The organism is Nocardioides soli (genome assembly GCF_014191495.1).
In the GTDB taxonomy this organism is placed as follows: domain Bacteria; phylum Actinomycetota; class Actinomycetes; order Propionibacteriales; family Nocardioidaceae; genus Nocardioides; species Nocardioides soli.
Window position 1 is genome coordinate 13,534 of sequence record NZ_JACHWR010000004.1, and the last position, 25,186, is coordinate 38,719.

30 protein-coding genes are annotated in these 25,186 nt (G+C 72.6%); 17 read left to right on the forward strand and 13 right to left on the reverse strand.

Going from position 1 to position 25,186, the window contains the following annotated elements; genetic code table 11:
• The first annotated feature begins 7 nt into the window (after nt 1–7).
• From FHU40_RS22975 to FHU40_RS22985, 3 genes are read left to right on the forward strand one after another with little or no spacing between them, the layout of a single operon-like run.
• Nucleotides 8–631, forward strand: coding sequence for a sulfotransferase family 2 domain-containing protein (locus FHU40_RS22975; protein WP_183594843.1), 624 nt, complete (start codon nt 8–10; stop codon nt 629–631).
• Between the two features lie 42 nt (nt 632–673).
• Entirely contained in the window at nt 674–1,261 is a 588-nt protein-coding gene (locus tag FHU40_RS22980) for a DUF5998 family protein (protein WP_183594844.1), read from the forward strand.
• Between the two features lie 8 nt (nt 1,262–1,269).
• Entirely contained in the window at nt 1,270–2,388 is a 1,119-nt protein-coding gene (locus tag FHU40_RS22985; protein WP_183594845.1) for an alkaline phosphatase family protein, read from the forward strand.
• Here the strand turns inward: FHU40_RS22985 and FHU40_RS22990 are convergent.
• A complete protein-coding gene (locus FHU40_RS22990) occupies nt 2,381–2,578 on the reverse strand; it encodes a hypothetical protein (protein ID WP_183594846.1) in 198 nt (65 codons plus the stop codon). The genes FHU40_RS22985 and FHU40_RS22990 overlap by 8 nt on opposite strands.
• Before the next feature lie 257 nt (nt 2,579–2,835).
• Between FHU40_RS22990 and cspE the strand changes: the two genes are divergently transcribed.
• Together cspE and FHU40_RS23000 are read left to right on the forward strand one after the other, a co-directional pair.
• Complete coding sequence (gene cspE / locus FHU40_RS22995) at nt 2,836–3,039, forward strand: transcription antiterminator/RNA stability regulator CspE (protein WP_183594847.1); 204 nt, start codon at nt 2,836–2,838, stop codon at nt 3,037–3,039.
• A 183-nt stretch (nt 3,040–3,222) separates the two neighbouring features.
• Nucleotides 3,223–3,489, forward strand: a complete 267-nt coding sequence (locus FHU40_RS23000) for a hypothetical protein (RefSeq protein WP_183594848.1) — start codon at nt 3,223–3,225, stop codon at nt 3,487–3,489.
• A gap of 575 nt (nt 3,490–4,064) precedes the next feature.
• On the opposite strand, the gene FHU40_RS23005 is transcribed toward FHU40_RS23000, so the two are convergent.
• Both FHU40_RS23005 and FHU40_RS23010 read right to left on the reverse strand, forming a co-directional pair.
• Complete coding sequence (locus FHU40_RS23005) at nt 4,065–4,718, reverse strand: thymidine kinase (protein ID WP_183594849.1); 654 nt, start codon at nt 4,716–4,718, stop codon at nt 4,065–4,067.
• 38 nt (nt 4,719–4,756) lie between these two features.
• Nucleotides 4,757–5,158, reverse strand: a complete 402-nt coding sequence (locus FHU40_RS23010; RefSeq protein WP_183594850.1) for a VOC family protein — start codon at nt 5,156–5,158, stop codon at nt 4,757–4,759.
• Nucleotides 5,159–5,224: 66 nt separating this feature from the next.
• On the opposite strand from FHU40_RS23010, the gene FHU40_RS23015 reads away from it, so the two are divergent.
• Nucleotides 5,225–6,028, forward strand: coding sequence for a sulfurtransferase (locus tag FHU40_RS23015; protein ID WP_183594851.1), 804 nt, complete (start codon nt 5,225–5,227; stop codon nt 6,026–6,028).
• 6 nt (nt 6,029–6,034) lie between these two features.
• Here FHU40_RS23015 and sepH read toward each other — a convergent pair whose 3' ends face one another.
• Entirely contained in the window at nt 6,035–6,985 is a 951-nt protein-coding gene (gene sepH / locus FHU40_RS23020; protein WP_183594852.1) for a septation protein SepH, read from the reverse strand.
• 281 nt (nt 6,986–7,266) lie between these two features.
• Here sepH and FHU40_RS23025 point away from each other — a divergent pair, with 281 nt between their 5' ends.
• Together FHU40_RS23025 and FHU40_RS23030 are read left to right on the forward strand one after the other, a co-directional pair.
• Nucleotides 7,267–8,229 (forward strand): ATP-binding cassette domain-containing protein, encoded by a 963-nt coding sequence (locus FHU40_RS23025; RefSeq protein WP_246391480.1) that lies wholly within the window; start codon nt 7,267–7,269, stop codon nt 8,227–8,229.
• A gap of 67 nt (nt 8,230–8,296) precedes the next feature.
• On the forward strand, nt 8,297–9,142 hold the full coding sequence (locus FHU40_RS23030; protein WP_183594853.1) for an ABC transporter permease: 846 nt from the start codon (nt 8,297–8,299) through the stop codon (nt 9,140–9,142).
• Nucleotides 9,143–9,208: 66 nt separating this feature from the next.
• Here the strand turns inward: FHU40_RS23030 and FHU40_RS23035 are convergent, their stop codons facing one another.
• Nucleotides 9,209–10,522, reverse strand: coding sequence for a D-arabinono-1,4-lactone oxidase (locus FHU40_RS23035; RefSeq protein ID WP_183594854.1), 1,314 nt, complete (start codon nt 10,520–10,522; stop codon nt 9,209–9,211).
• A complete protein-coding gene (locus tag FHU40_RS23040; RefSeq protein WP_183594855.1) occupies nt 10,515–11,723 on the reverse strand; it encodes an MFS transporter in 1,209 nt (402 codons plus the stop codon). Before FHU40_RS23040 ends, FHU40_RS23035 begins: the two co-directional genes overlap by 8 nt.
• Before the next feature lie 70 nt (nt 11,724–11,793).
• Between FHU40_RS23040 and FHU40_RS23045 the strand changes: the two genes are divergently transcribed.
• The 3 genes from FHU40_RS23045 (at nt 11,794) to FHU40_RS23055 (ending at nt 14,152) form a co-directional block, all read left to right on the forward strand.
• Complete coding sequence (locus FHU40_RS23045) at nt 11,794–12,885, forward strand: ferrochelatase (protein ID WP_215527304.1); 1,092 nt, start codon at nt 11,794–11,796, stop codon at nt 12,883–12,885.
• Nucleotides 12,882–13,703 carry an inositol monophosphatase family protein gene (locus FHU40_RS23050; protein ID WP_183594856.1) on the forward strand — a complete coding sequence of 274 codons (822 nt, stop codon included), beginning with the start codon at nt 12,882–12,884 and terminating at the stop codon, nt 13,701–13,703. The genes FHU40_RS23045 and FHU40_RS23050 overlap by 4 nt, the downstream gene beginning before the upstream one ends.
• Before the next feature lie 158 nt (nt 13,704–13,861).
• A complete protein-coding gene (locus FHU40_RS23055) occupies nt 13,862–14,152 on the forward strand; it encodes a DUF4193 domain-containing protein (protein WP_183594857.1) in 291 nt (96 codons plus the stop codon).
• A 181-nt stretch (nt 14,153–14,333) separates the two neighbouring features.
• On the opposite strand, the gene FHU40_RS23060 is transcribed toward FHU40_RS23055, so the two are convergent.
• Nucleotides 14,334–14,630 carry a DUF4235 domain-containing protein gene (locus FHU40_RS23060; protein ID WP_183594858.1) on the reverse strand — a complete coding sequence of 99 codons (297 nt, stop codon included), beginning with the start codon at nt 14,628–14,630 and terminating at the stop codon, nt 14,334–14,336.
• Between the two features lie 23 nt (nt 14,631–14,653).
• Complete coding sequence (locus FHU40_RS23065) at nt 14,654–15,121, reverse strand: DUF3093 domain-containing protein (protein WP_183594859.1); 468 nt, start codon at nt 15,119–15,121, stop codon at nt 14,654–14,656.
• Nucleotides 15,122–15,176: 55 nt separating this feature from the next.
• Here FHU40_RS23065 and dut point away from each other — a divergent pair, with 55 nt between their 5' ends.
• Genes dut through FHU40_RS23085 form a run of 4 tightly spaced genes read left to right on the forward strand, consistent with a single transcriptional unit; the run spans nt 15,177 to nt 17,417 of the window.
• Nucleotides 15,177–15,647: a dUTP diphosphatase gene (gene dut, locus FHU40_RS23070; RefSeq protein WP_183595069.1), complete on the forward strand. Its 471-nt coding sequence runs from the start codon at nt 15,177–15,179 to the stop codon at nt 15,645–15,647.
• Between the two features lie 6 nt (nt 15,648–15,653).
• Complete coding sequence (locus FHU40_RS23075; protein WP_183594860.1) at nt 15,654–16,325, forward strand: DUF3710 domain-containing protein; 672 nt, start codon at nt 15,654–15,656, stop codon at nt 16,323–16,325.
• Between the two features lie 4 nt (nt 16,326–16,329).
• Nucleotides 16,330–16,692: an OB-fold nucleic acid binding domain-containing protein gene (locus FHU40_RS23080; RefSeq protein WP_183594861.1), complete on the forward strand. Its 363-nt coding sequence runs from the start codon at nt 16,330–16,332 to the stop codon at nt 16,690–16,692.
• Nucleotides 16,689–17,417, forward strand: a complete 729-nt coding sequence (locus tag FHU40_RS23085; RefSeq protein WP_343058003.1) for a DUF3159 domain-containing protein — start codon at nt 16,689–16,691, stop codon at nt 17,415–17,417. Before FHU40_RS23080 ends, FHU40_RS23085 begins: the two co-directional genes overlap by 4 nt.
• A 114-nt stretch (nt 17,418–17,531) precedes the next feature.
• On the opposite strand, the gene FHU40_RS23090 is transcribed toward FHU40_RS23085, so the two are convergent.
• A complete protein-coding gene (locus FHU40_RS23090) occupies nt 17,532–18,203 on the reverse strand; it encodes a potassium channel family protein (RefSeq protein WP_183594862.1) in 672 nt (223 codons plus the stop codon).
• 7 nt (nt 18,204–18,210) lie between these two features.
• Nucleotides 18,211–18,873, reverse strand: coding sequence for a potassium channel family protein (locus FHU40_RS23095; RefSeq protein ID WP_183594863.1), 663 nt, complete (start codon nt 18,871–18,873; stop codon nt 18,211–18,213).
• Nucleotides 18,874–19,129: 256 nt separating this feature from the next.
• Between FHU40_RS23095 and FHU40_RS23100 the strand changes: the two genes are divergently transcribed.
• A complete protein-coding gene (locus FHU40_RS23100; protein ID WP_183594864.1) occupies nt 19,130–21,178 on the forward strand; it encodes an APC family permease in 2,049 nt (682 codons plus the stop codon).
• On the forward strand, nt 21,175–22,308 hold the full coding sequence (locus FHU40_RS23105) for a class I SAM-dependent RNA methyltransferase (RefSeq protein ID WP_183594865.1): 1,134 nt from the start codon (nt 21,175–21,177) through the stop codon (nt 22,306–22,308). Before FHU40_RS23100 ends, FHU40_RS23105 begins: the two co-directional genes overlap by 4 nt.
• Nucleotides 22,309–22,442: 134 nt before the next feature.
• On the opposite strand, the gene FHU40_RS23110 is transcribed toward FHU40_RS23105, so the two are convergent.
• The 3 genes from FHU40_RS23110 to FHU40_RS23120 are packed head-to-tail and all read right to left on the reverse strand — an operon-like array spanning nt 22,443 to nt 24,995.
• Nucleotides 22,443–23,411 (reverse strand): ABC transporter ATP-binding protein, encoded by a 969-nt coding sequence (locus FHU40_RS23110; protein ID WP_183594866.1) that lies wholly within the window; start codon nt 23,409–23,411, stop codon nt 22,443–22,445.
• Nucleotides 23,408–24,208 carry an ABC transporter permease gene (locus FHU40_RS23115; RefSeq protein ID WP_183594867.1) on the reverse strand — a complete coding sequence of 267 codons (801 nt, stop codon included), beginning with the start codon at nt 24,206–24,208 and terminating at the stop codon, nt 23,408–23,410. The genes FHU40_RS23110 and FHU40_RS23115 overlap by 4 nt, the downstream gene beginning before the upstream one ends.
• Entirely contained in the window at nt 24,201–24,995 is a 795-nt protein-coding gene (locus FHU40_RS23120) for an ABC-2 family transporter protein (RefSeq protein WP_183594868.1), read from the reverse strand. Before FHU40_RS23120 ends, FHU40_RS23115 begins: the two co-directional genes overlap by 8 nt.
• Between the last annotated feature and the right edge of the window lie 191 nt (nt 24,996–25,186).

The following is a 25,186-nucleotide window of genomic DNA, read 5'->3' on the forward strand; positions in this document are numbered from 1 at the left end:
CCCGGCCGTGGTCATCTCCGACGCTCACCGGTTCCTCTTCGTGCACGTGCAGAAGACGGGCGGCTCGACGATCGATCACCGGCTGGGGGAGGTGCTCCCGGACGCGCGCGCCGTCGACGGGCTCAAGCGGCACGCCACGCTGGGCGGCATCCTGCGGGCCGAGCCCGGGCTGCGGTCCTACTGGACCGTCGGGTTCGTGCGCAACCCCTTCGCCCGCCTGGTCTCCTGGTACCGCATGGTCGACCGGTTCCGGGAGCGTGCCGAGCGGGAGCCCGACTGGGCGGACCGGTTCGGCCGGAAGAGCCCGTTCATCCGCTCCGTCGCGCGCGACTACGCCGACCTCGAGACCTTCGTGCTGAAGGGCTCCGAGGAGCGGGTCCAGCTGCGCACGCCGCAGCTGCGCTACCTCAGCACGCGGACCAGACGGGCCGACCTGATCGGCCGGCAGGAGACCCTGGAGGCCGACGTCCGCGCGATGTTCGCCCGGCTGGACCTGCCGTGGCAGGGCCTCGAGAGCAAGAACGTCGACCAGGACCGTCCCGACTACCGCGAGCTGTTCACCGACCAGATGCGGCGGCGCGTCGAGGAGGTCTTCGCACCCGACCTCGCCGCCTTCGACTACTCGTTCTGAGGCCTCGCGGTGGCCCGATTCCCCGCGTGACACACTGCAGGCATGCGCAGCACCAGGACCGAGGGTCGCGACCGTGACGTCGAGCTCAGGGACGCGATCCACCGCACCGGCTACTACCCGGACGTCGTCGTCGACGCCGTGGACGCGGCGGTCGCCGGCGAGGACATCGTCTCCTACTTCGTCCACCACGAGCCGACCTTCGACCGCGACGAGGTGCGCCGGCACCTCTCCGTCGTGGTGCTGACGCCCAGCCGGCTGATCCTGGTGCACACCGACGAGCACGAGGGCGACGACCTGCTGCCCGAGCCCTACACCTCGACGTCCACCGAGGCCATCCGGCTGACGTCGGTCCGCTCGGTCGTGGTGACCCGGATGGTGGCCAACCCGACCGCCGGGCCGCGTCCGCCGGCCGAGGCCGTCGTGACGATCGGCTGGGGCGGGGTCAGCCGCGTCGACCTCGAGCCGGCCGGGTGCAGCGACCCGCAGTGCGACGCCGACCACGGCTACACCGGCGTGCTGGCCTCCGACGACTTCTCGCTGCGGGTCTCCGCGGCCGCCGACGGCTCGGACGCCGTGGTCGGCCTCCTCGCCTTCGCGGAGTCGCTCTCCGCGCGCACCCACACCCGCTAGCCACCGTCGTGGGGGAGTTCCTCGAACCGGCGTACGGCGAGCGCTCGCTCGGCGACGTGGTGCCCGCCGTCGCCGAGGCCCTCGGCCTGCCCGCCCCCGACGCACCGACCGGGCTGGTGCTGCCCGGGGCCGCGGCGTACGTCGTCTTCCTCGTCGACGGCCTCGGGGCGCGCCTGCTGGAGCGCTATGCGCACGCGGCGCCGTTCCTCGCCGGGCTGCTGGCCGGCAGCACCCCGGCCACCGCGGGCGTGCCCTCGACCACCGTGACCAGCCTGACCTCGCTCGGCACCGGCCTGACCCCCGGCGCGCACGGCCTGGTCGGCTTCACCTCCCGCGTGCCGGGCACCGACCGGCTGCTCAACGCGCTCTTCTGGGACAAGGACGTCGACCCGGTCGAGTGGCAGCCGCACGACACGGCGTTCGCCCGGCTGCGCGCCCGGGGCGCCACGGTGACCGTCGTCAACAAGCGCGAGTTCCGCGGCACCGGGCTCACCGTCGCGGCCCACCGGGGCGCCGAGTACGTCGGCGCCGACCGGGTCGGCGAGCGGATCGCGGCCGCGGTCGCCGCCTCGGCCGAGCCCATCTCGCTGACCTACCTCTATGACGGCGACCTGGACTGGACCGGGCACCGGTACGGCGTCGCCTCCAGCCCCTGGCTCCAGCAGCTCTCGATGGTCGACGCGGAGGCCGAGCAGCTGCGCGAGGCGCTCCCGTCCGACGTACGGCTCCTGGTCGTCGCCGACCACGGGATGATCGACTCCCCGGGCGGGAGCCGGATCGACGTCGACGACCGCACCGAGCTGCGCGACGGCGTCGCCCTGCTCGGCGGGGAGGCGCGCTTCCGGCACCTCTACTGCCACCGCGGCGCCGTCGACGACGTCGTCGCGACCTGGCGGGAGGTCCTGGCCGGTCGGGCGACCGTGCTCACCCGCGCCGACGCCGTCGGCCGCGGCTGGTTCGGCCCGGTGCTGCCGGGCGTGCTGCCGCGGCTGGGCGACGTCGTGGTCGCCTGCCACGGCGACACCGCGATCCTGTCGACCGCCGACTTCCCGTACGAGGCCACGCTCGTCGGGCTGCACGGGTCGCTGACCCCCGACGAGATGCTGATCCCGGTGCTGCTCAGCTGACGTCGCGGTCGCCGACGTGCTCACGCACGTCGGCGGAGCCGCTGGTCAGCCGCTCCATCTCGGTCCCGCCGTCGCAGGTCAGCAGCGCCACGGCGATCTCGTCGTCGGTGCGGTGCAGCACGCGCCAGGCGCCGCCGGCGTTCTCCCACCGCAGCAGCCGGGCCAGATCGTCGGAGCCGACATCCGACACGTCGTACCTCCTCGGGGTTCCGGGTCTCCTTCCCAGTGTGGCGCAGACGCCGGCACGACGCAGATGCCCACGCGGAGCGAGCGCGGTGATAGCGTGACGCCGTTGGAAGGGAGCACGGGCTCCCGGCCGCCCGCACACGGCGGCGCATCTTTCGTCGTTCTTGGTCTTCGGTACAGCTGGACATCAGGCACCCGCTGGATGTCTCCGGCTGGCAGCGGGCACGGCGTCCGCGCCGTTGATTTATCGAAGGACAGCACATGGCTCAGGGAACCGTGAAGTGGTTCAACGCGGAGAAGGGCTTCGGCTTCATCTCCCAGGACGATGGCGGTGCGGACGTGTTCGTGCACTTCTCCGCCATCCAGACGCAGGGCTACAAGAGCCTGGACGAGAACCAGAAGGTCGAGTTCGACGTCACCCAGGGCCCGAAGGGCCCGCAGGCGGAGAACGTCCGCGCGCTCTGAGGCTCACCGCCTCGACAGTTCGGTGCCCCGGCCGCATGCGGCCGGGGCACCGCTGCGTTCCGGGACGGTTCGACGTGGCGCGGCGTCGCGGCCAGGTGTGGCTGAGCGCCGGGGCGTAGGGTCGGCGGTGTCCCTGGCGTTTCCCGCACCCCGCGCCCGCCGACGGGCACGGTCGGAGGCCGCATGTCGCAGGTACGTCGCCCGGACCAGTCGGACGGGTCGGACCGACAGGGCGTCGATCGATGGATGCGCGAGGTCAACCACGCGCGGGAGCGGCTCCAGCGCAGCCGCCAGGCCCGCGGCACGCGCGCCGAGGAGCAGCAGCTCCGCGCCGAGCTGATCGCCGCCCTCGAGGAGTACGCCGGCGCGCTCGCCGCCAGCGGGCTGCCGCTGCCCTACCGGCTCCGTGACGAGCTCGCCCTCTACCGGCGCCTCGGCGACCGCAGCTGAGGTCGTTCCGCGCCGAGCTGTGGCCGGGTGGTGGTTTCGAGGCTCCTCGCTGGCGCTCGTCGCACCTCAACCACCGTCGTCGGGGCCACGGTGGTTGAGGAAGGCGTGCTAGCGCCTGTCTCGAAACCGCCGTGTGGGGAAGTGGTGGTCTCAGGGCGGTTCATGCTGGCGCTCGTCGCACCTCAACCACCGTTGTCGGGGCCACGGTGGTTGAGGAAGGCGTGCTAGCGCCTGTCTCGAAACCGCCGTGTGGGGAAGTGGTGGTCTCAGGGCGGTTCATGCTGGCGCTCATCGCACCTCAACCACCGTTGTCGGGGCCACGGTGGTTGAGGAAGGCGTGCTAGCGCCTGTCTCGAAACCGCCGTGTGGGGAAGTGGTGGTCTCAGGGCGGTTCATGCTGGCGCTCGTCGCACCTCAACCACCGTTGTCGGGGCCACGGTGGTTGAGGAAGGCGCGCTAGCGCCTGTCTCGAAACCACCGTGTGGGGAAGTGTTGGTTTCGAGGCTCCTCGCTGGCGCTCGTCGCACCTCAACCACCGTTGTCGAAACCACCCGCCCGAGGGTCGCGCGCCCTCGTCAGCCGAAGGGGAGCGGCTCGGGGGCGAGCGAGACCGCCTTCGCGCGGGCGGCGGTGAGCCGGCGCCGGTGGTGCTGGCGGCAGAGCACCTCGTAGGCGACGTCGGCGGGTGGCTCGTCGGCCTTGTCGACGTCGCCGACGACGATCACCTCGCCCTCGACGACCATGACGCCGTTCTCGGTGCGGGCGTTGTGCGTGGCGCGCTTGCCGCACCAGCACAGCGCCTCGACCTGGAGCACGTTCATCCGGTCGGCGAGCTCGACCAGCCGGGCGCTGCCCTCGAAGAGGTGGGTGCGGAAGTCGGTGAGGATGCCGAACGCGAACACGTCGATCTGCAGCTCGTCGACGATCTTGGCGAGCTGGTCGACCTGGTCGCGGGTGTAGAACTGCGCCTCGTCGCAGATCAGGTAGTCGACCCGGCCGCCCTGGGTGAGGGTGGTGACGACGTAGCGCCAGAAGTCGAAGTCCTCCGGGACCTCCATCGCGTCGTGGGCCAGGCCGAGTCGGCTCGAGACTGTGGCCTCGCCCGCACGATCGTGGGTGGTGAACAGCTTCCCGACCCGGCCGCGGGCGGCGTGGTTGTGGTTGGTCTGGAGCGCGAGCGTGCTCTTGCCGGAGTCCATGGTGCCGGTGAAGAAGTGCAGTTCAGCCACGGGGCGCAATCCTTTCACGACCCGACGCCGGCGAGCACTCAGGCCAGCGGCGCGGCGGCCTCCCAGAGGTGTCCGTCCGGGTCCGCCACCACGCAGCTGTAGATGCCCCAGGGTCGCTCCGTCGCTCCGGTGACCACCTCGCCCCCGGCGGCCGCGGCCCGGGCGGCGAACGCGTCGACCTCGGCGCGGCCGGCCAGGGCCACGCCGACCAGGCACTCCGTCGTACCTCGCTCGGCGGTCGGCCGCCCCGCGGTGACCCAGCCGAAGCCGCCGGTCGGGATGTACATGACCTCCGCGCCGGCGTTGAGCGCCACCCGCAGCGGCTCCGGTACGCCGTCCTCGGCGAGGTCGCCGGGGGTGTCGTGCCCGAGGGCACGGTGGAAGTCGTACGCCGCCCGGCGGTCGCCGGTGGGCAGCGCGAGGGTGACGAAGGTGTCCATGTCCGTCCTGACCGGGAGCGCGGGCCGGACTCATCGGTCCGGGGCGGGCGTTGGCAGGATGGTGGCATGACCTCGCCGCTGATCTCCGTCACCGAGCTCCACGAGAGGCTGCCCGAGGTGACCCTGCTCGACGTCCGCTACCGGCTGGGCGGGCTCGGTGGCCGGGCCGAGTACGAGAAGGGGCACCTGCCCGGCGCGGTGTACGTCGACCTCGACGCCGACCTGGCCGCGCCTCCTGGCGACGGCGGTCGGCACCCGCTGCCGGCGACCGAGGACTTCGAGGCCGCGATGCGCCGGGCCGGCGTGCGCGACGACCGGCCCGTGGTCGTGTACGACGACTGGTCCGGCCTGGCCGCGGGGCGCGCGTGGTGGCTGCTGCGCTACCACGGCCACCGCGACGTCCGGGTGCTCGACGGCGCCTGGCCGGCCTGGGTCGCGGCCGGCGGTGCGGTGCACACCGGTGGGCTGCTGCCGGGCCGCGGCGACTTCACTGCCCGCCCCGGGCAGCTGCCGGTCGTCGAGGCGGACGACGTGCTCGGCGTACCGGTGCTGGTCGACGCGCGGGCGCCGGAGCGCTACCGCGGCGAGACCGAGCCCGTCGACCCGGTCGCCGGGCACATCCCGGGCGCCGTCAACGTGCCGACCACGACCAACCTGCGGGCCGACGGCCGCTTCCGCGACGCGGCGGAGCTCCGGGCACTGTACGCCGCGGCCGGGGTCTCGGGCGCGACGCCGGTGGCCGTCTACTGCGGCTCGGGCGTGACCGCCGTGCACGACATCATCGCGCTGGAGGTGGCCGGCATCCCGGCGACGCTCTACCCGGGCAGCTGGTCGGACTGGATCACCGACCCGGACCGACCGGTGGCGTGAGCGGCGTCAGCCGCGGTCCGAGCCGCCGAACATGATCTCGTCCCAGCTGGGGACCGACGCGCGACCCCGGTTCTTCTTGACCGGACGACGGGTCGGCGCCTCGGGCTCCGGCTGGGTGTCGGGCTCGGCGGCGGCCGCCTCGGCCGCCTCCTCCCGCAGCTCGGCGTCCTCGCGGGCGACGTCGGGGTCGGTGGGCGCCGCGTCGTCGAGGAACGCCTCGACCGGCTGCTCGGCGACCAGGTCGAGGGCGTCGTCGCCCAACTCGTCGCCCAGCTCGTCGCCCAGCGGCAGCTGGTCCTCGGCGGCCGCGCTCAGCCGGCGCTCGCGCGCGACCTGAAGATCGTCGGGCCGGGCCGGCGCGGCCGGGGTGATGGCCTCCCCGACCAGCCAGCGGGCGTCCTCGTCGTCGAGGGTGACGTAGTTGCCGGGCGGGTCGAAGGTGAACGACGCGCTGCCGGACCGCTCGCCGGTGGCGTAGCCACCGGTCATCGTCCAGCGGCCGTCCTCGCGCCGCCAGGCGTCCCACGCCACGGACTCCGGGTCGACGTTGAGCGCCCGCAGGCGGGTCGCGACGGCCTCGCCGAGGGTGCGGGCTCCGGCCGGGGCGGCGCCGTCGCTGCGGCGTACGGATGACCGCTGCGCGCGCTGCGCGACGTGCTCGCGCTCGGCGAGCACCGGGGCCGCGAACGCCATGATCTTCTCCACCGACGTCTGAGCCGCCTGGGCGACCTCCTCCGGCGTCTCGCCGGCCCGGATCCGGGCCTGGATGTCTCGAGGCCGGAGCATGCTCTCCATCGTCTTCTCCATTCCTCGGGCCGGGGGTGCGGGCGGGGTGGCCGGCCGCACCACCGCGCGGAGCCGGTCGTCGACCGTCAGCAGGTGCTCGGTGCCCTCCTCGTCGACCAGGCACAGCAGGGTGCCGTCCTCGCTCGTGCCGGTGAACCGGAGGTAGGACATGGCAGATCGTGCCCCGGTCCCTGGGTCCGGCCCGGGGTCGGGCTCACGCGTCTGGTGCTGAAGGGGTGCAGTCATCGGTGCGCCGAGCCTACGCCAGGGGGACACACGAGTCGGGGACCCGACCGGCGTGCCTCCTCGTCACTCCCGTCACACGGGTACCGCGTCGGGTGGTCGGCCGGTCCGGACCGGAACCGATGAGTTCGGCGACCCGGGCCGGTCGGACCTCCCATGGACAACAACTCGAATGCGCACTGTCGGTGGCGGCTGCCAGCATGATGCGCATGGACCTCGCGATCGAGACCCACGACCTGGTGAAGGTCTTCGGAGAGCAACGTGCCGTCGACGGCGTCGACCTGGCGATCCCGACGGGCGGCGTCTACGGCGTGCTCGGGCCCAACGGCGCCGGCAAGACGACCACGATCAAGATGCTCGCGACGCTGCTGAAGCCCGACGGGGGCACGGCCACCGTGCTCGGCCACGACGTCGCCCGCGAGCCGGCCGCCGTGCGGTCACGGGTCGCGATGACCGGCCAGTTCGCCTCACTCGACGAGGACCTCACCGGCCTCGAGAACCTCGTGCTCCTCGGTCGGCTCTACGGCTACTCCCGCGTCGCCGCCCGGGGCCGGGCGACCGAGCTGCTCGCCGCGTTCGGGCTCGCCGACGCGGCGAAGAAGCAGGTCAAGGCCTACTCGGGCGGCATGCGCCGGCGCATCGACATCGCCGGCTCGATCGTGGTCCGCCCCGACCTGATGTTCCTCGACGAGCCGACCACCGGCCTCGACCCGCGCAGCCGCAACCAGGTCTGGGAGATCGTCCGCGGCCTGGTCGGCTCCGGCACCACCGTGCTGCTGACCACGCAGTACCTCGAGGAGGCCGACCAGCTGGCCGACCGGATCGCCGTCATCGACCACGGTCGGGTGATCGCCGAGGGCACCAGCGGCGAGCTCAAGGCGTCCGTGGGCTCCGGCGCCGTGCACGTGCGGGTCGCCGACCCGGCCGAGCGCGAGCAGGTCGCGGGGCTGCTGGCCGAGACGCTCGCGGCCGAGCCGGTGCTCGAGTCCGACCGGGCGGCGATCAGCCTGCGGGTCGACCAGCCCGAGCGGGTCGCCGGCGCGCTGCAGCGGGTCGCCGAGCACGGGTTCCGGATCACCGAGTACAGCCTGGGCCAGCCGAGCCTCGACGAGGTGTTCCTCGCCCTGACCGGCCGCCCCACCGACGACACCGACGAGGAGGAGGCGGCATGAACACCCCACGAAACTGCGGGCTTCCCCCGCTCCGCTCCTCCAGCCGACACTTCCGCGGGGGCCCCGCATGAGCATCCAGACGACCCGTTCCGAGGACGCGCCCGCCCTCGACGCCAGCGTGATCGCCGCGCTCGGCAGCGGCGAGCGGCCCCGGCCCGCCCATGCCCTCAGCTCCTCGCTCACGTTCGGCTGGCGGGCCCTGCTGAAGATCAAGCACGTCCCCGAGCAGCTCTTCGACGTGACGATGTTCCCGATCCTGTTCACGCTGATGTTCACCTACGTGTTCGGCGGCGCGATCTCCGGCTCGACGGGGGAGTACCTCCAGTACGCCCTGCCCGGCATCCTCACCCAGACCGTCGTGTTCATCACGATGTACACCGGCCTGACCATCAACACCGACATCGAGAAGGGCGTCTTCGACCGGTTCCGGTCGCTGCCGGTCTGGCGGGCCTCGCTGCTCGTCGGTGCCCTTCTGGGCGACACGCTGCGCTACCTGCTCGCCTCGGTCATGGTGCTGACCGTCGGCATCATCATCGGCTACCGCCCCCCGGGCGGGGTGCTCGGCGTCGTGCTCGCCGTACTGGTGCTGCTGGTGTTCTGCTTCTCGCTGAGCTGGCTGTGGCTGATCGTCGGCCTCAAGGCCCGTACGCCGAACGCGGTCATGGGCGTCTCGATGATGGTGCTGTTCCCGCTGACCTTCGTCAGCTCCGTGTTCGCGCCGCCGGAGACGATGCCCGACTGGCTCGAGGCGTTCGTCGACGTCAACCCGGTCACGCTGCTCTGCGAGGCGGCCCGCGGCCTCATGGACGACGTGCCCGACGGCGGCGACATCACCCTCGTGCTGATCCTGTCGGCCGCGGTGACGGCGGTGTTCGCGCCGATCGCGCTGCGGCTCTACAACACGAAGAGCTGAGCCGGCCCCGCGGACGTCATACGGGCAGTGTGTCCCCTTGCTCCCAACGTATGACGTCCGCCGGGCTCAGTCGCCCAGCACCCGGCGCAGGTAGGCGTTCGCGAAGACCCGGTCGGGGTCGAGGCGGTCGCGGAGCGCGAGGAACTCCTCGAACCGCGGGTACGCCGGGGCGAGATCGGCCGCCGTGCGGGTGTGCACCTTGCCCCAGTGCGGCCGACCGTCGTGGGCCCGCAGGATCGGCTCGAGCAGCGCGAAGTACGCCAGGTGGTCGGCGTCGCGGTGGGTGTGGAACGCGAGGTACATCGAGTCGCGCCCGGTCGCGGTCGACAGCGGGACGTCGTCGGCCGGCGCGACCCGGATCTCCACGGGGAAGGTGATGCTCAGGTCGGAGGCCTCGATCGCGGCCCGGACCTCGCGGAGCGCCGCGAGACCGGCCTCCCGCGGCACGGCGTACTCCATCTCGCGGAAGACGACCGTGCGCGGGGTCACGAAGACCCGGTGCGCGATGTCGCTGTAGGTGCGGGCCGACAGCAGCCGGCTCGAGACCTGGTTGAACGGCCGGATCGTGCGGGGGAAGCGGTTGGTCAGGCGGTTGGCCGCGCCGAAGACGGTGTTGGACAGGAACTCGTCGTCCCACCAGCCGCGCAGCCGCGACAGCGGGGCGGCCTCCGCGAGCGACAGGTCGACCCGGTCGTTGGTCTTGGTCATCAGGCGGTCGGTGTGCGGGAACCAGTAGGTGTCGACGTGGTGGTGGTCGGCCACCCGCTGGTCGAACCCGTCGAGCGCCTCGTCCCAGCCCATCGGCGTCTCGTGGGCCTCCAGCACGAACGCCGGCTCCACGCGGAAGGTGATGGTGGTCAGCACGCCGAGCGCGCCCAGTCCGAGCCGGGCGAACTCGAGCACGTCGGGGTTCTCCTCGGCGGTCGCACGGACCACCTCGCCGGTGCCGGTGACCAGCTCGAGGCCCGCGATCTGCGCCGAGAGCGAGGCCCAGACGCCGCCGGTGCCGTGGGTGCCGGTCGAGGTCGCGCCGGCCAGCGTCTGCTCGGCGATGTCGCCCATGTTGTGCAGGCTGAGCCCGAGCACCTCCAGGCCGGCGTTGAGCTCCTTGAGCGGGGTGCCGGCGAGCGCGGTCGCGGTCATCGCCTCGCGGTCGACCGAGACGATGCCCGACATCGCGCCGGGTCGCAGCATGGTGTGCTCGGGCGCGGAGATGGCGGTGAAGCTGTGGCCGGTGCCGACCATCTTCAGGGTCGAGCCCTCCGCTCGGGCCCGCTCGACCGCGGCCACCACGGCCGCGGTGTCGGTGGGCTCCTCGACGCGGGTCGGGCGCGCCGACTCCAGGCCGGACCAGTTCCGCCAGTCGTTGCGCTCAGTCACGGCGCGATCGTAGACCGCGGAGCGAGCCCTCGGGTCGCGGCAGCGTCTGGGCCGCGATGGCGGCGACCAGGCCGGCCACGACCGAGACGAGGTACGCCGCGGAGGCGCCCTGGTGGTCGACGACCAGGCCGCTGAGGGTGGCGCCCGGCGCGACCCCGGCGACCAGGCCGGTCTGCATGATCGCCATCCCCTCGGTGAGCCGGCCGGCCGGCACCACGGACTCGGTCAGCGACATGGTCGCGATCATCGTCGGCGCGATCGCGAAGCCGGCGACGAAGAGCACGGCGCCCATCACCGGGAGCGAGCCCACGAAGTAGAGGGGCGTCATCGCGCAGGCCATCGCGAACGAGCCCCACCGGACCCGGGTCGACGGACCGCGGCGCCAGTGGATCGCACCGGTGATCACGCCCGCGGAGAGGCTGCCGGCGGCCCAGAGCGCGAGGAGCGCGCCGGAGACCGCCTTGTGGCCCTTCTCCTCGGCGAAGGCCACCGTCGTCACCTCGGCGGCGCCGAAGAGCACGCCGAGCGCCGCGCAGACGACCGCCAGGGGGATGACCGCGCGCCACGGCATCGACGGGCGCGGCCCGGCGCCGTCGTCGCGCGGCTGGGCCGGCGGCGCGGTCGAGGTCTGGGCGCTGAAGGTCAGCGTGCCCGCGACGCAGGCCACCACGGCGATCACCAGGCCGGCCACCGGGTGCCAGCTCGTGGCCAGCACGGCCACCAGGATCGGCCCGAGGATGAACACGGCCTCGTCGAGCACCGCCTCGAGTGCGAACGCCGTCTGCACGTCGGACGGCTGGTCGAGCACGTGCGACCACCGGGCGCGGACCGCGGAGCCGACCTGCGGCAGGAAGGCGCCGCCGATCGCCGCGAAGACGTACGTCGTGACGATCGGCCATCCGGCCTGCACCGAGGTGACGAGCAGGGAGATCGACACCCCGAAGCTGATGCTGGCGACGGCCAGCACCCGCCCCTGGCCGAGCCGGTCCAGCAGCCGGCCCTGGAGGATCGCGAAGCCCGCGTTGGAGACCATGTACGCCGCCGAGACCGCGCCGGCCACGCCGTACCTGCCGGTCGCCGCCGAGACCAGCAGCACGATGCCGAGGCCGACCATCGAGATCGGGAGCCTCGCGATCAGCGCCGTCGACGACATCTTCAGGGCGCCGGGCGCGCTGAGGATCCGGCGATAGGACGTGAACATCAGCCGTGACGCTATCGGTGGCCGACGACCCCGGACGAATCGATATCCGTCCATTCCTAGGATTGACGACATGAGCCCCGATCCGAGCCCGTACGACGCCGTGCTGCTGGTCTCGTTCGGAGGCCCCGAGAAGCCCGAGGACGTGGTGCCCTTCCTGGAGAACGTGACCCGCGGCCGGGGCATCCCGCGCGAGCGGCTCGAGGAGGTCGGGCAGCACTACTACGCCTTCGGCGGGCGGTCGCCGATCAACGACCAGAACCGCGCCTTCCTCGCCGCGCTGCGCGAGGACCTCGCCGGGGCCGGGATCGACCTGCCCGTCTACTGGGGCAACCGAAACTGGGACCCCTACCTGACCGACACGGTGCGGCAGATGGCGGCCGACGGGGTGACCCGCGCGGCCTGCTTCGTGACCAGTGCGTACTCGTCGTACTCCTCGTGCCGGCAGTACCGCGAGAACCTCTACGACGCGGTCGCCGAGGTGCCGGGCGCGCCGGTGCTCGACAAGCTGCGCCTCTACTTCAACCACCCCGGCTTCGTGGAGCCGGCCGTCGACGCGACGCTGGCGGCGCTCGCCGACCTCCCCGACGACGTACGGGAGGGGGCGCACCTCGCGTTCGTGACCCACTCGATCCCGGACGCGATGAACGACGGCAGCGGACCGGAGTCCGGGGCGTACGTCGAGCAGCACCGCAGCGTGATGACCGAGGTCGTCGAGCGGGTCCGGCAGGAGACCGGGCGGCGGCATCCGCACGCGCTCGTCTACTGCTCGCGGTCGGGGGCGCCCCACGTCCCGTGGCTGGAGCCGGACGTCAACGACCACCTCGCGCAGCTGCACGCCGACGGGGCACCCGCGGTGGTGATGGTGCCGATCGGGTTCGTCTCCGACCACATGGAGGTCGTCTACGACCTCGACACCGAGGCGCTGGCGACCGCGGAGAAGCTCGGCCTTCCGGCCACGCGCGCGGCGACCGCGGGCCTCGACCCCCGGCTGGTCGCGGCGGTCCGCGACCTGCTGCTCGAGCGGGCGGCCGTCGAGCGCGGCGAGGATGTCGCCCGGGCGAGCGTCGGCGGCTACCCGGCGTGCTGGGACCGCTGTCCGGTCGGCTGCTGCCCCAACCCGCGCGCCCCCGAGCGGCCCGCGCTGGCGGGCGCCGACACGTGAGTGCCGCCTCCAGTCGCGATCTCGCCGCCCTCGCGCTGGCCCTGGCCCGCGAGGCCGCCGAGCTGGTTCGCGAGCGGGCGCGCGGCCAGGTCACGGTCGCCGCGGTGAAGTCGAGCGACATCGACGTGGTCACCGAGGCCGACCGGGCCAGCGAGGCGCTGATCCGCGCTCGGCTGCGGGAGGCCCGGCCCGACGACGCCTTCCTCGGCGAGGAGGGTGCCGACCTCGCGGGCAGCAGCGGGGTCCGGTGGATCGTGGACCCGATCGACGGCACGGTGAACTTCCTCTACGGCATCCCGCAGTACGCCGTCTCGATCGCGGCCGAGCGCGACGGCGAGGTCGTGGCCGGCGCGGTGATCGACGTGCAGGGGCGCACCGAGTACGTCGGGCACGCCGCCGACGACGGCCACCCCGCCACGGCGACCCGCGACGGGGCGCCGATCGCGGTGCGCGGCCCGGCCCCGATGGCCGAGCGGCTGGTGGCCACCGGCTTCTCCTACGACCGCCGGGTGCGGGTGCTCCAGGCCGAGGCGGTGACCCGGCTGCTCCCGCACGTGCGCGACGTACGGCGCCTCGGGTCGTGCGCGCTCGACCTCTGCCTGGTCGCCGACGGGCGGATGGACGGCTACGTCGAGGAGGGCGTGAACCCCTGGGACCACGCCGCCGCAGGCCTGATCGCCCGCATCGCCGGCGCCCGGACCCACCTCGAGATCGGCGCCGGCGGACTCGACCTGCTGGTGTGCGCGCCCGGCCACGGCTTCGACGAGTTCCTGGCCGCCGTCCGGGCCGCCGGATTCTCACCCATTTCGGGGGAATAGCGGTTGGTCACCTGATGTTCATCTGCCGCAGCGGCATAGCGGTGTGCGCTTTGGATCGTTCATGGTGCACAATCTGGCGCCGACCCCGGTGGGCCGACGGACGAGACGAAGAACGTGCGAGGTTGTGGGCCCAGCACACCTCGGAGATGGAGTGACAGATGGCGACCGACTACGACGCACCGCGCAAGACCGAGGAAGACCAGTCCGAGGAGAGCATCGAAGAGCTCAAGGCGCGTCGTCACGACAAGAACTCCGGGAAGGTCGACGAGGACGAGGCGGAAGCCGCCGAGTCCTTCGAGCTCCCCGGCGCCGACCTCTCCCACGAGGAGCTGGCGGTCGAGGTGAAGCCCAAGCAGGAGGACGAGTTCACCTGCATGAGCTGCTTCCTGGTCCACCACCGCAGTCAGCTGGCGGACCCGAAGAAGATGATCTGCAAGGACTGCGCGTGAGCGTGTGAGCGCCGACCCGGCGCAGGGTGACCATGGTTCAGGGTCACGCTGCGCCGGCTCGCGGGTCAATCTGCGCCGACTCGGCGTGGACGTGAGCAGGGCCGCAACCCGCGAGGGTTGCGGCCCTGCTCCGTCTGCGCTCTGTCTGCGCTGCGTCTGCGGGCGGCCTTGAGGTGGGCGCTCAGGCCCGCTGCGCGTCGCGCTGCAGGTCGGGCGGCAGGTGGCCGGTCGACCGGGCGTAGTAGGAGGCGGCGCGGCGCTGCGCGAGCATCCGGGCCAGCCCGACGGCGACGCCGCTGGCCACCGCCCAGGTGACGGCCTCCCAGATGTCGACGTCGGGATCGGCGGGGTTCTCCGGGGGCTTCTTGCCGGTCGCGAGCGTCCACGACTTGTCGAGCGTCTTCTTCGCCACGGCCGCCGCGGTCAACGCCGAGGCCAGCGAGAAGGCCGTCCAGATCTTCGATCCACCTTCAGCCATGCGCGAACAGTACCCAGCGCGGCTCAGCCGCGAACCGACTGTCCCAGCGCCGTCAGCGCCCGCGCGAGCTCCTCGGGGCGTCGGGAGGAGACCAGCCAGTACGGCGTCGGGTCGGCCGGGTCGAGGATCTCGACCCGGACCGCGCGCTTGAGGTAGGGCCGCAGCATCAGGTAGGCCCGGGCGTCGGCCTCCCGCCCGGCGGTGCGCCGCGTCTGGTCGGCGTCGAGGGCGGTCGCCGCGCCGACGTACCCCGCGGCGATGTGCGCCCGGCCGGCGCGGAAGGTCGCGCCGTCGACGCTGATCCGGGGGTTGCCGTAGGACCACAGCCCGCCGAAGAGCCCGGCGAGCGCGATCGCGGTGACCACCCAGGCCGCCGGCCCCGGGACCGCCACGACCACCGCCAGCCACAGGGTCGCGACCAGCATCGTGCCCTGGACCCACCAGCGCAGCGGGACGCCGAGGCGCTCGGTGTAGGTGGGGCTCGCGGTCACGGCAGAATCCTGTCATTGGTCCTCGCGGCACGGCCCGGTAGGGTCCCGCGACGTGATCGATAGCCCGCTCGAGGTGCTCATCCAGCGCCTCGACCCCGACCTGCCGCCGCCCGCCTACGCCCATCCCGGCGACGCCGGGGCCGACCTGGTCACCACGGTCGACGTGACGCTGGCGCCGGGGGAGCGGGCGATGGTCCCGACGGGGATCGCGCTCGCGCTGCCCGAGGGGTACGTCGCGCTGGTGCACCCCCGCTCGGGCCTGGCCGCGCGGCACGGGCTCTCGATCGTCAACACGCCCGGCACCATCGACGCGGGCTACCGCGGCGAGGTCAAGGTGATGTTGATCAACCACGACCCGGTCGAGTCGATCGAGCTGCGCCGGGGCGACCGGATCGCGCAGCTGGTGGTCCAGCGGTTCGAGCGCGCGGCGTTCGTGGAAGTGGCCGCACTTCCGGAGTCGGTGCGTGGGTCCGGGGGCTACGGTTCTACCGGAGGGTTCCAGTCGAACGTGAGCGAGAGTGAGTAGGTCCGCGTGAAGTTCCGCCGCAAGTCCGCCGAGACCGAGGCGACCGTCGACCCGACAGCCGACCGGCCCTTCGACGAGGCCGCCGCTGCCGTCGTCGACGAGGCCGACGCGTCGGTGGCCGGTCCCCGGGACATCGACGACCTCGAGGACGACGACCTCGAGGACGGCGAGCGCGTCGACCTGGGGTCGCTGGTCCTGACCGCGGTCGACGGGCTGGAGATCCGCCTCCAGGTCGACGAGTCGACCGAGCAGGTGCAGTCCGTGCTGCACGCCGGGGCCGAGGGCGCCGTCGAGCTGCGCGCCTTCGCGGCCCCCCGCAACGGGGACCTCTGGGCGGAGGTCCGGCCCCGGATCGCCGCCGAGTTCGCCCAGCGCGGTGGCACGGCCAGCGAGCGCGAGGGCCGCTACGGCACCGAGCTGGACTGCCAGATCACCGTGCGCACCGAGGACGGGCGCACCGCCACCCAGCCGTCGCGGGTGGTCGGCATCAACGGCCCGCGGTGGATGCTGCGGGCCACGTTCCTGGGCCGCCCGGCCGTCGAGCCGGACGCCGAGGGCCCCTGGGACGCCGCGATCGAGGCCACCGTCGTACGCCGCGGCGCCCAGGCGATGCCCGCCGGTGCGGAGCTGCCGCTCACGCTGCCCCCGCGGGACCGCCTGATCCGCCGACAGGCCTAGTCCGATGAGCGAGAAGGGCAGGCTGCGCCGCACGATCAGCCGGTGGGCCAACACCACCGACCAGGAGGTGCGCGACCTGCGGAAGACCCACGCCGAGGGCGGCTACGAGCGCGTCGGCGAGGCCCCCGACCGGGAGCGGGTCCGGCTCCGCGGCACCCTGCAGACGGTGACGCTGCGCCCGCGCGGCGGCGTGCCCGCGCTGGAGGCCGAGCTCTCCGACGGCACCGGCACGATCACGGTCGTGTGGCTGGGTCGGCGCCGGATCTCCGGGATCGCGCCGGGTCGGTCGCTGTCGGTGCAGGGCCGGATCGGCCAGCACGACGGGCAGCGGATCCTCTTCAACCCGCGCTACGAGCTGATCCCGTGACCCCAGCCGAGCCCGTGCGGCCCGAGCCCGCGACGCCCGTCGCCGGCGTCGAGACCGTCGAGGCCCTGGTGCGGACCCAGATGTCCAAGGCGCTGGGCGGCCGTCGGGGCATGATCGAGGCGGCCGTCCCGACGATCGTGTTCACGGCACTGTGGCTGACGACGCGGGAGATGCGGCTCGCGCTCGGCGTGAGCGTCGCGGCGGCGGTGACGCTGCTCGCGGTCCGGCTCGTGCAGCGCACGACCGTGCAGTTCGTGCTCAACGCGCTCTTCGGCATCGGCATCGGCTGGCTCTTCGTCACGATCTCGGCGCGGCAGGGCGGCAGCGAGGACGACCAGGCGCTGGCGTACTTCCTGCCCGGCATCCTCTACAACGCCGGCTACTCCGTGATCCTCGCGGCGACCTGCCTGGTCGGCTGGCCGCTGGTCGGGTTCATGGTCGGCAGCGTCACCGGCGACCCGACGGCGTGGCACCGGGACCGGCAGGTGGTGCGCCTGTGCGCCCTGTTGACCTGGCTGCTCGCCGTACCCTGCGCGCTCCGGGTGCTCGTCCAGGGGCCGATCTGGCTGGCCGGCAAGTCGGCCGCGATCGACCCCGACTCCGCGATCGCCGCCCTCGGCGTCCTGAAGATCGCGATGGGCTGGCCGCTCCAGCTGGCCGCGCTCGCCGCCATGGTCTGGGTCCTCTCCCGCAACCACACGCCTGTGCAACGCAGCGCCGCGTGAGGAACGAACGCGGCGTGTGGGCGTTGCCAGGTTGAGCAAGCCTCGCGACCGAGGGACCAGGTCGCGAACAGGCGCGTCGAAGCCCGGTGACTGTCCGCGCCGACCTGGTCTGTCTCAGCCCCCGTGGGCGGAGGGGGCGAGGAGCCGCTCGAGGTTCTCCTCGACGTCGGCGGGTACGACGAACAGCAGCTCGTCGCCGGCCTCGACGGGCTGGTCGTCGTCGGGCACGTAGACCTGGCCGTCGCGCAGGATGGTGACCAGCGCGCAGTTCTCGGGGAAGGGGATCAGGCCGGCCGGCTTGCCGACGTACGGCGAGTCCGCGGGCAGCGTCATCTCGACCAGGTTGGCGTTGCCCTGGCGGAAGGTGAACAGCCGCACCAGGTCGCCGACCGTGACGGCCTCCTCGACCAGTGCCGACATGATGCGCGGGGTCGAGACGTTGACGTCGACGCCCCACGCCTCGGTGAACAGCCACTCGTTGTTCGGGTGGTTGACCCGGCCGACCGTCCGCGGCACCCCGAACTCGGTCTTGGCGAGCAGCGAGGTCACGAGGTTGACCTTGTCGTCGCCGGTCGCGGCGATCACGACGTCGCAGCGGTCCAGCCGGGCCTCCTCGAGCGAGGACAGCTCGCAGGAGTCGGCCAGCAGCCACTCGGCATCGGGGACTCGCTCGGGCTTGATCGCCTCGGGGTTCTTGTCGATGAGCAGCACCTGGTGGCCGTTGTGCATCAGCTCGCGGGCGATCGAGCGTCCGACGGCGCCGGCACCGGCGATGGCGACTCGCATGGGGTCCTCAGCTCTCGTCGGGTCCGGACTCGATGACCTGGTAGGCGTGGGCGGCGTTGTCCTCGCGCATCGCGACGTGCAGGATGTCGCCCTCCTGGATGACGCTCTCGCGGGAGGCGAGCACTCCCTCGCCGAGCCGGTCGATCCAGGCGATCCGGCTCTTCGACTGCATCTGGAAGTCGACGGTGCGGTGGCCGATCCACGACTCGGGGGCCGGGATCTGGTCGAGCCGGATCGTGCCGGAGGGGTCGCGGAAGTCGGGCTCGGCGCCGGCCGGCAGCAGCCGCCGCAGCATCTGGTCGGCGGTCCACTTGACCGTGGCGACCGTGGTGATGCCGAGCCGCTGGTAGACCTCGGCCCGGCCGGGGTCGTAGATGCGGGCGACCACCTGCTGGATGCCGAAGGTCTCGCGGGCCACCCGCGCCGCGATGATGTTGGAGTTGTCGCCGCTGGAGACCGCGGCGAACGCGTCGGCGCGCCGGATGCCGGCCTTCTCGAGGACCTCCTGGTCGAAGCCCTGACCGGTGACCTTGTCGCCGTTGAAGCCCGGGCCGAGACGGCGGAAGGCGTCCGGATCGGCGTCGATGACCGACACGGTGTGGTTGCGGTCCTCGAGGCTGCGGGCCAGCGTCGAACCGACGCGTCCGCAGCCCATGATCACGACGTGCACCAGGCAGACGCTACTAGATGACCAGCTCCAAGGCCTCGCGCGCTGCGCGACGCTCATCATCCGCTCCGGCGGCGTTGCCGACGCTTGAAAGACGTCCAGTCTGCCGACGCATCGGCGCCTTGCCGGAGCGGCGCTGAGCGCCGCTCGCCTGCACGATCCCTTGGAGCTACTCATCTAGGTTTTCGCGGGCACCGGACGGCCGACGCCCCGGCGCGGATACCCGACCCGTCGCCGAGTGGGTCTAGCCTAACCGGTCGTGGGTATCGGCGACGTGTCGAAGCGCGTCCTCCTCGGGCGCAAGCTGCGCAGCTCTCAGCTGGGCGAGACGCTGCTCCCCAAGCGGATCGCGCTCCCGGTCTTCGCCAGCGACGCGCTCTCCTCGGTCGCGTACGCACCGGACGAGATCTTCATCATGCTGTCGCTGGCCGGCGCCTCGGCGTACGTCTGGTCCTGGAAGATCGGCCTCGCCGTCGCGATCGTGATGATCGCCGTCGTCGCCTCCTACCGCCAGACGGTGCACGCCTACCCCAGCGGCGGCGGCGACTACGAGGTGGCGTCGGTCAACCTGGGGCCGACGGCCGGCACGACGGTCGCCAGCGCCCTGCTCGTCGACTACGTGCTGACCGTGGCGGTGTCGATCTCGTCGGGGGCGCAGTACGCCGCGTCGGCGTTCCACGGCCTGATCGGGCACGAGGCGACGTTCGCCACGGTCATGGTGGTCCTGCTCGCCGCGATGAACCTGCGCGGCGTCCGCGAGTCCGGCACGCTCTTCGCGATCCCGACGTACGCCTTCATGGCCGCGATCCTCGGCATGTGCGGGTTCGGCCTCTTCCGGCTCGTCGAAGGGGACCTCCCGGAGGTCGCGAGCGCGGACCTGGACATGGCCGCGGCGCCCGGTTACGGCGAGTCGATGACGACCATCGCGCTGATCTTCCTGCTGGCCCGCGCCTTCTCGTCGGGATCGGCGGCGCTGACCGGTGTCGAGGCGATCTCGAACGGCGTGCCGGCGTTCCGTCGGCCCAAGAGCCGCAACGCCGCGACCACGCTGCTGCTGCTCGGCATGATCGCGGTCACGATGATGCTCAGCGTCATCCTGCTGGCCAAGGAGATGGGGCTCCAGCTCGTCGACCCCGAGGACCTGCACCGGCTGACCCTCGACGGCCAGCCGCTGCCGGCCGACTACGACCAGCACACGGCGATCTCCCAGATCGCCGACGCGCTCTTCTCGGACTTCCGTCCGGGCTTCTACCTGGTCGTCACCGTGACCGGCATCATCCTGGTGCTCGCCGCCAACACCGCCTTCAACGGCTTCCCCGTGCTCGGCTCGATCCTGGCCAAGGACGGCTTCGCGCCCCGAGCGCTGGGCTCGCGCGGCGACCGGCTCGCCTACAGCAACGGCATCGTGTTCCTGGCGTTCATGGCGATCGTCCTGATCCAGGTCTTCGACGCCGAGACGACCCGGCTGATCCAGCTCTACATCGTCGGCGTCTTCGTGTCGTTCAACCTCAGCCAGCTCGGCATGATCCGGCACTGGACCCGGCACCTGAAGACCGAGCGGGACCCCGCCGTACGCCGCCGGATGTACCGCTCCCGGGTCATCAACGGCATCGGGCTCACGCTCACCGCCGTGGTGCTGATCGTCGTGCTGGTCACCAAGTTCTTCGCCGGCGCCTGGATCACGATCCTCGCGATGATCGTGTTCTTCGTGCTGATGCGCGGCATCCACCGCCACTACGCCAGCGTGAACGACGAGCTCGCCGCCGACGAGGAGGACAAGGTGATGCCTACCCGGGTGCACGCCATCGTCCTGGTCTCCAAGCTGCACAAGCCGACGCTGCGCGCGCTGGCGTTCGCGAAGGCGACCCGGCCGAACGTGCTCGAGGGCGTCTACGTCTCGGTCGACCCCGAGTCGACCAGCCGGCTCCTCGAGGAGTGGGACGAGCGCAACATCGACATCCCGCTCAAGGTGCTGCACTCGCCGTACCGCGAGCTGGTCCGGCCGATCGTCGACTACGCCCTCGAGATCCGCAAGGCCAACCCGCGCGGCGTGGTCTCCGTCTTCATCCCCGAGTACGTCGTGGGCCGCTGGTGGGAGCAGCTGCTGCACAACCAGACCGCGCTCCGGCTCAAGGGCCGCCTGCTCTTCGCGCCGGGCGTGATGGTGACCTCGGTGCCCTACCAGCTGCGCTCCTCGGAGCTGGTGCGTGAGCGCGAGGAGCGCGAGGGCGTGTGGGTGCGCCCCACCGAGCTGCGGATGGGCAACGTGCGCTCCCGGGTCAACCGCGATCGGCAGATCCAGCGATGAGCGGTGCCGGCCGGCGCCGGACGCGGTCCCGCAAGCCGCGCGGCGCCTCCCGGGTGGGCGAGCGGTTCGAGGCGGTCGTCGGTCCGGTCGCCCACGGCGGCCACTGCGTGGTCCGCCTGGGTCCGCCCGACTCGCGGGTCGTGTTCGTGCGGCATGCGATCCCGGGGGAGCGGGTGGTCCTGGAGATCACCGAGGGCACCGACGGCGACCGGTTCTGGCGCGGCGACGCCGTCGAGGTGCTCGAGCCGTCGCCCGACCGGGTGTCGCCGCCCTGTCCGTACGCCGGGCCCGGGCGCTGCGGCGGCTGCGACTTCCAGCACGTCGACCTGGCCCGGCAGCGTGCCCTCAAGGCCGACGTCGTGAGCGAGCAGCTGCGCCGGCTGGCCGGCCTCGACGTCGAGGTGGTGGTGGAGGCCGTCCCGGGCGACGACCACGGCCTGCGCTGGCGCACCCGGCAGCGGTACGTGCCGCTGCCCGGGGGCGGGCGGGGGATGCGCAAGCACCGCTCCCACGACGTCGTCCCGGTCGAGACCTGCCTGATCGAGGCGCCCGAGCTCTCCGACCACGTCGCGCTGGGCCGCACCTTCGAGGTCGCCGACGGCGGCTTCTGGCAGGTGCACCCGGGCGCGCCCGACATGCTCGTCGGCACCGTGCTCGAGATGTTGCGGCCGCGGCCGGGTGAGCGCTGCCTCGACCTGTACGCCGGCGTGGGGCTCTTCGCGGCCTTCCTCCTCGAGGCGGTGGGGGAGTCGGGACGCGTGGTCGCCATCGAGGGCGACCCGGCCGCCTCCGCGCTGTCGGCGACGAACTGCCCCGGTGTCGAGGTCCGGGCCGGCGGCGTGGCCGACGTCCTCGCCGCGCCCCCTCCTGACGGCTCCGTCGACGAACCGTTCGACCTCGTCGTGCTCGACCCGCCCCGCGAGGGCGCCCGGCGGCCGGTGGTGGAGGCGGTCGTCGCCCGCGCGCCGCGAGCGGTCGCGTACGTCGCCTGCGACCCGGCCGCGCTGGCCCGTGACCTCGCGACGTTCGCCGAGCTCGGCTACGAGCTGCGCGAGCTCCGCGCCTTCGACCTGTTCCCGATGACCCACCACGTCGAATGTGTCGCGCTGCTGGAGCCAGCCGGCCGCTGACCGCCGACCCGGCTCAGTGGTGGGGTTCGCCGCGGGACGTCATACGGACGGTGTGTCCCCTTGCTCGGAACGTATGACGTCCGCGCGCGCACCGCACCTGCCACCGCCGACCCGCGGCCCCAAAGGCCGCCGACTCAGCGCCGCGAGGCGTAGATCCGACGGACGATCTCCTCGATCTCGGGCTCCTCGACGGCCAGGTCGACCAGCTCGGCCCGGTCGCTGAGCGAGGCGAGCACGCGGGCCGCGGTCGTCGACTCGGGATCGAAGGCGAGCCGCTGGCGCATCCCGCCGGCCTCGCTGCCGAGGTGGCGGGTGTCGGGCACGTCGGCGAGGTCCGGCGTCGGCTCGGCCAGGTCGACGACCAGGACCCGCTCGGCACCGACCGTGCGGGACAGGCCGGCGAGGGTGCCGTCGTAGACCAGCGATCCGCGGTCGACGAGCAGGATGCGGTCGCAGAGCCGCTCCACGTCGCCCATGTCGTGGGTGGTGAGCAGCAGCGTGGTGCCGTGCCGGCTGCGCTCGGCGATCAGGAACTCGCGCAGCCGCTGCTTGGAGAGCACGTCGAGGCCGATCGTCGGCTCGTCGAGGATCACCAGCCGCGGCGAGTGCAGGAGGGCGGCCGCCACCTCGGCGCGCATCCGCTGGCCGAGCGAGAGCTGACGCACCGGCGTACCGAGGAACTCGGCGAGCTCGAGGCGCTCGACGAGCTCGTCGGTGCGCTCGCGCTCGGCGACCCGGCCGAGCGCATGGATCGAGGCGAGCAGGCGCAGCGAGTCGCGGACCGGCAGGTCCCACCACAGCTGGGTGCGCTGGCCGAAGACCACGCCGACCTCGCGGGCCAGCCGGCGGCGGTCGGCCATCGGGCGCAGCCCGCACGTCGCGACCGTGCCGCGGGTGGGCATCAGGATGCCGGTGAGCAGCTTGATCGTCGTCGACTTCCCGGCGCCGTTGGCCCCGATGTAGCCGACCGCCTCGCCGGGCTCGACCCGGATGGACAGCCGGTCGACCGCGACGACGGTACGCCGCCGGAGTCCGTCGCGGACCCGGAAGTCCCGGCCGAGGTCGTGGGTCTCGATGATCGGGCCGATCGTGGGGGTGATCATCCTCCGCCTCCTTGGTAGTGACGTACGCCGGCGCGCCAGGTCAGCAGCGCGAGCACCCAGGCCCACAGGGCGGCCACGGGCGCGCACCACCCGAGCCACGTCGGCATCCACTCGGGTCCGGGCAGGCCGAGCAGCGTCACGACGGGCAGGTAGGCCGTGAACGCCATCGGGAAGAAGAAGCCGAACACCACCACGAGCGGCCGGCTCCAGACCGAGGCCGGCTGGGTGGCGGCGTACCGGCCGCCGTAGACGAACGCGTTGGTCGCCTCGGCGCCGTCGATGAGGTAGAACTGCGCGCCCGCGGCCCAGACGAACATGGCCGCGAAGGTCGCGATCCCGCTGACCAGCGCCAGCACGATCAGGGCGACCGAGGCGAGGCTCCACGCGACGTCGTTCACCGCCAGCCCGACGCCGAGGGCCGCGGCGCCGACGACGGCCCGGGCCAGGCGGCGCAGCGAGATGTCGCTGGTGATCAGCTGCAGCAGCAGCGGCTGGGGGCGCAGGTAGAAGACGTCGAGCGTGCCGGCCCGCAGGTAGGTCGGCAGCGTGTCGCAGTGGCCGAAGGACAGGTCCGCGAGCGAGAACGCCAGGTCGGCGAGGCCGAAGACCAGCACCACGGCGGCGAGGTCGAGGCCGCCCAGTTCGGTGACGGCGTGGAAGACCACCCACACCTCGGCGAGCTCGACGAACCCGACCAGCAGCGAGCTGGCCAGGTCGAGGACGAAGCTGGTGCGGTAGCTGCGCTGCGCGCGGATCCGCGAGGCGAGGACGGCGCGGTACGCCGCGAGGTCAGCCACCCTGCACCTCCAGCCGTCGGCGGCCGGCCCGGGTCGCGAGCTGCCCGGCCGCGACGGTGAGCACCAGCCAGAGCACTTGGAGCGCGACCAGGCCGACCGCGGCCGCGCCGCCCACCCGCCCGGAGAGCACGTCGACCGGGTACATCATCATCGCGGGGAACGGCGTCGCGGTCGCGACCAGGCGCAGCCAGTCGGGGAACAGCGCGATCGGCACGAAGAGCCCGGCCAGGAAGCCCGAGACGACCATGTAGAGGAGCGCGACGCCGCGCGTCTCCAGCAGCCAGAAGCCCGAGACCCCGACGAGGTAGACCGTGGTGGCCGACACGACGATGCCGAGCAGCAGGCTGACCGCGCCCAGCGGGTAGGCCCACGGGTCCTCGGGCACCGCCATGCCGACCAGCAGGGCGCCGATCACCACCGACGGGATGCCGCGCGGGATCAGCGCGAACACCGCCCGGCCGACCTCGGTGGTGACGCTCGCCAGGTGCACGTCGAGCGGACGCAGGAAGTCGACCGCGACGTCGCCGGTGCGGATCCGGTCGGCGATCTCGGTGCGACCGGTCAGGTTGACCGAGCCGAGCATCCCCTGGGAGATCCAGATGTAGCTGCTCATCATCGCCACGTCGTACCCCGCGAGCTCACCGCCCGACGTGCGCACCGCGGCGAAGAGCAGCGCGACCTTGAGCAGTCCGAACGCGGTGTTGGCGACCAGTCCGCCGAACGCCGCGAGCCGGTAGGTCGACTGCCGCCGGAACCCCGCGACGAAGAGCCGGAGGTAGGTGCGCACGAGTACGGGAACCTACCCGCCCGCGCGTCCGGACGCATCGTGGTTACCGGGCCGCGGGTGCGTCTCCTCTCGGCATCATGTATCTTGATATCAAGAGATATGGCGACGACCTCCGCTCCCGGAAGTTAGGGGAGCCTTCCTTTTGCCGCGTTCCGGCGCGGCGGCAGGATGGAGGAGCGATCACACCGGAC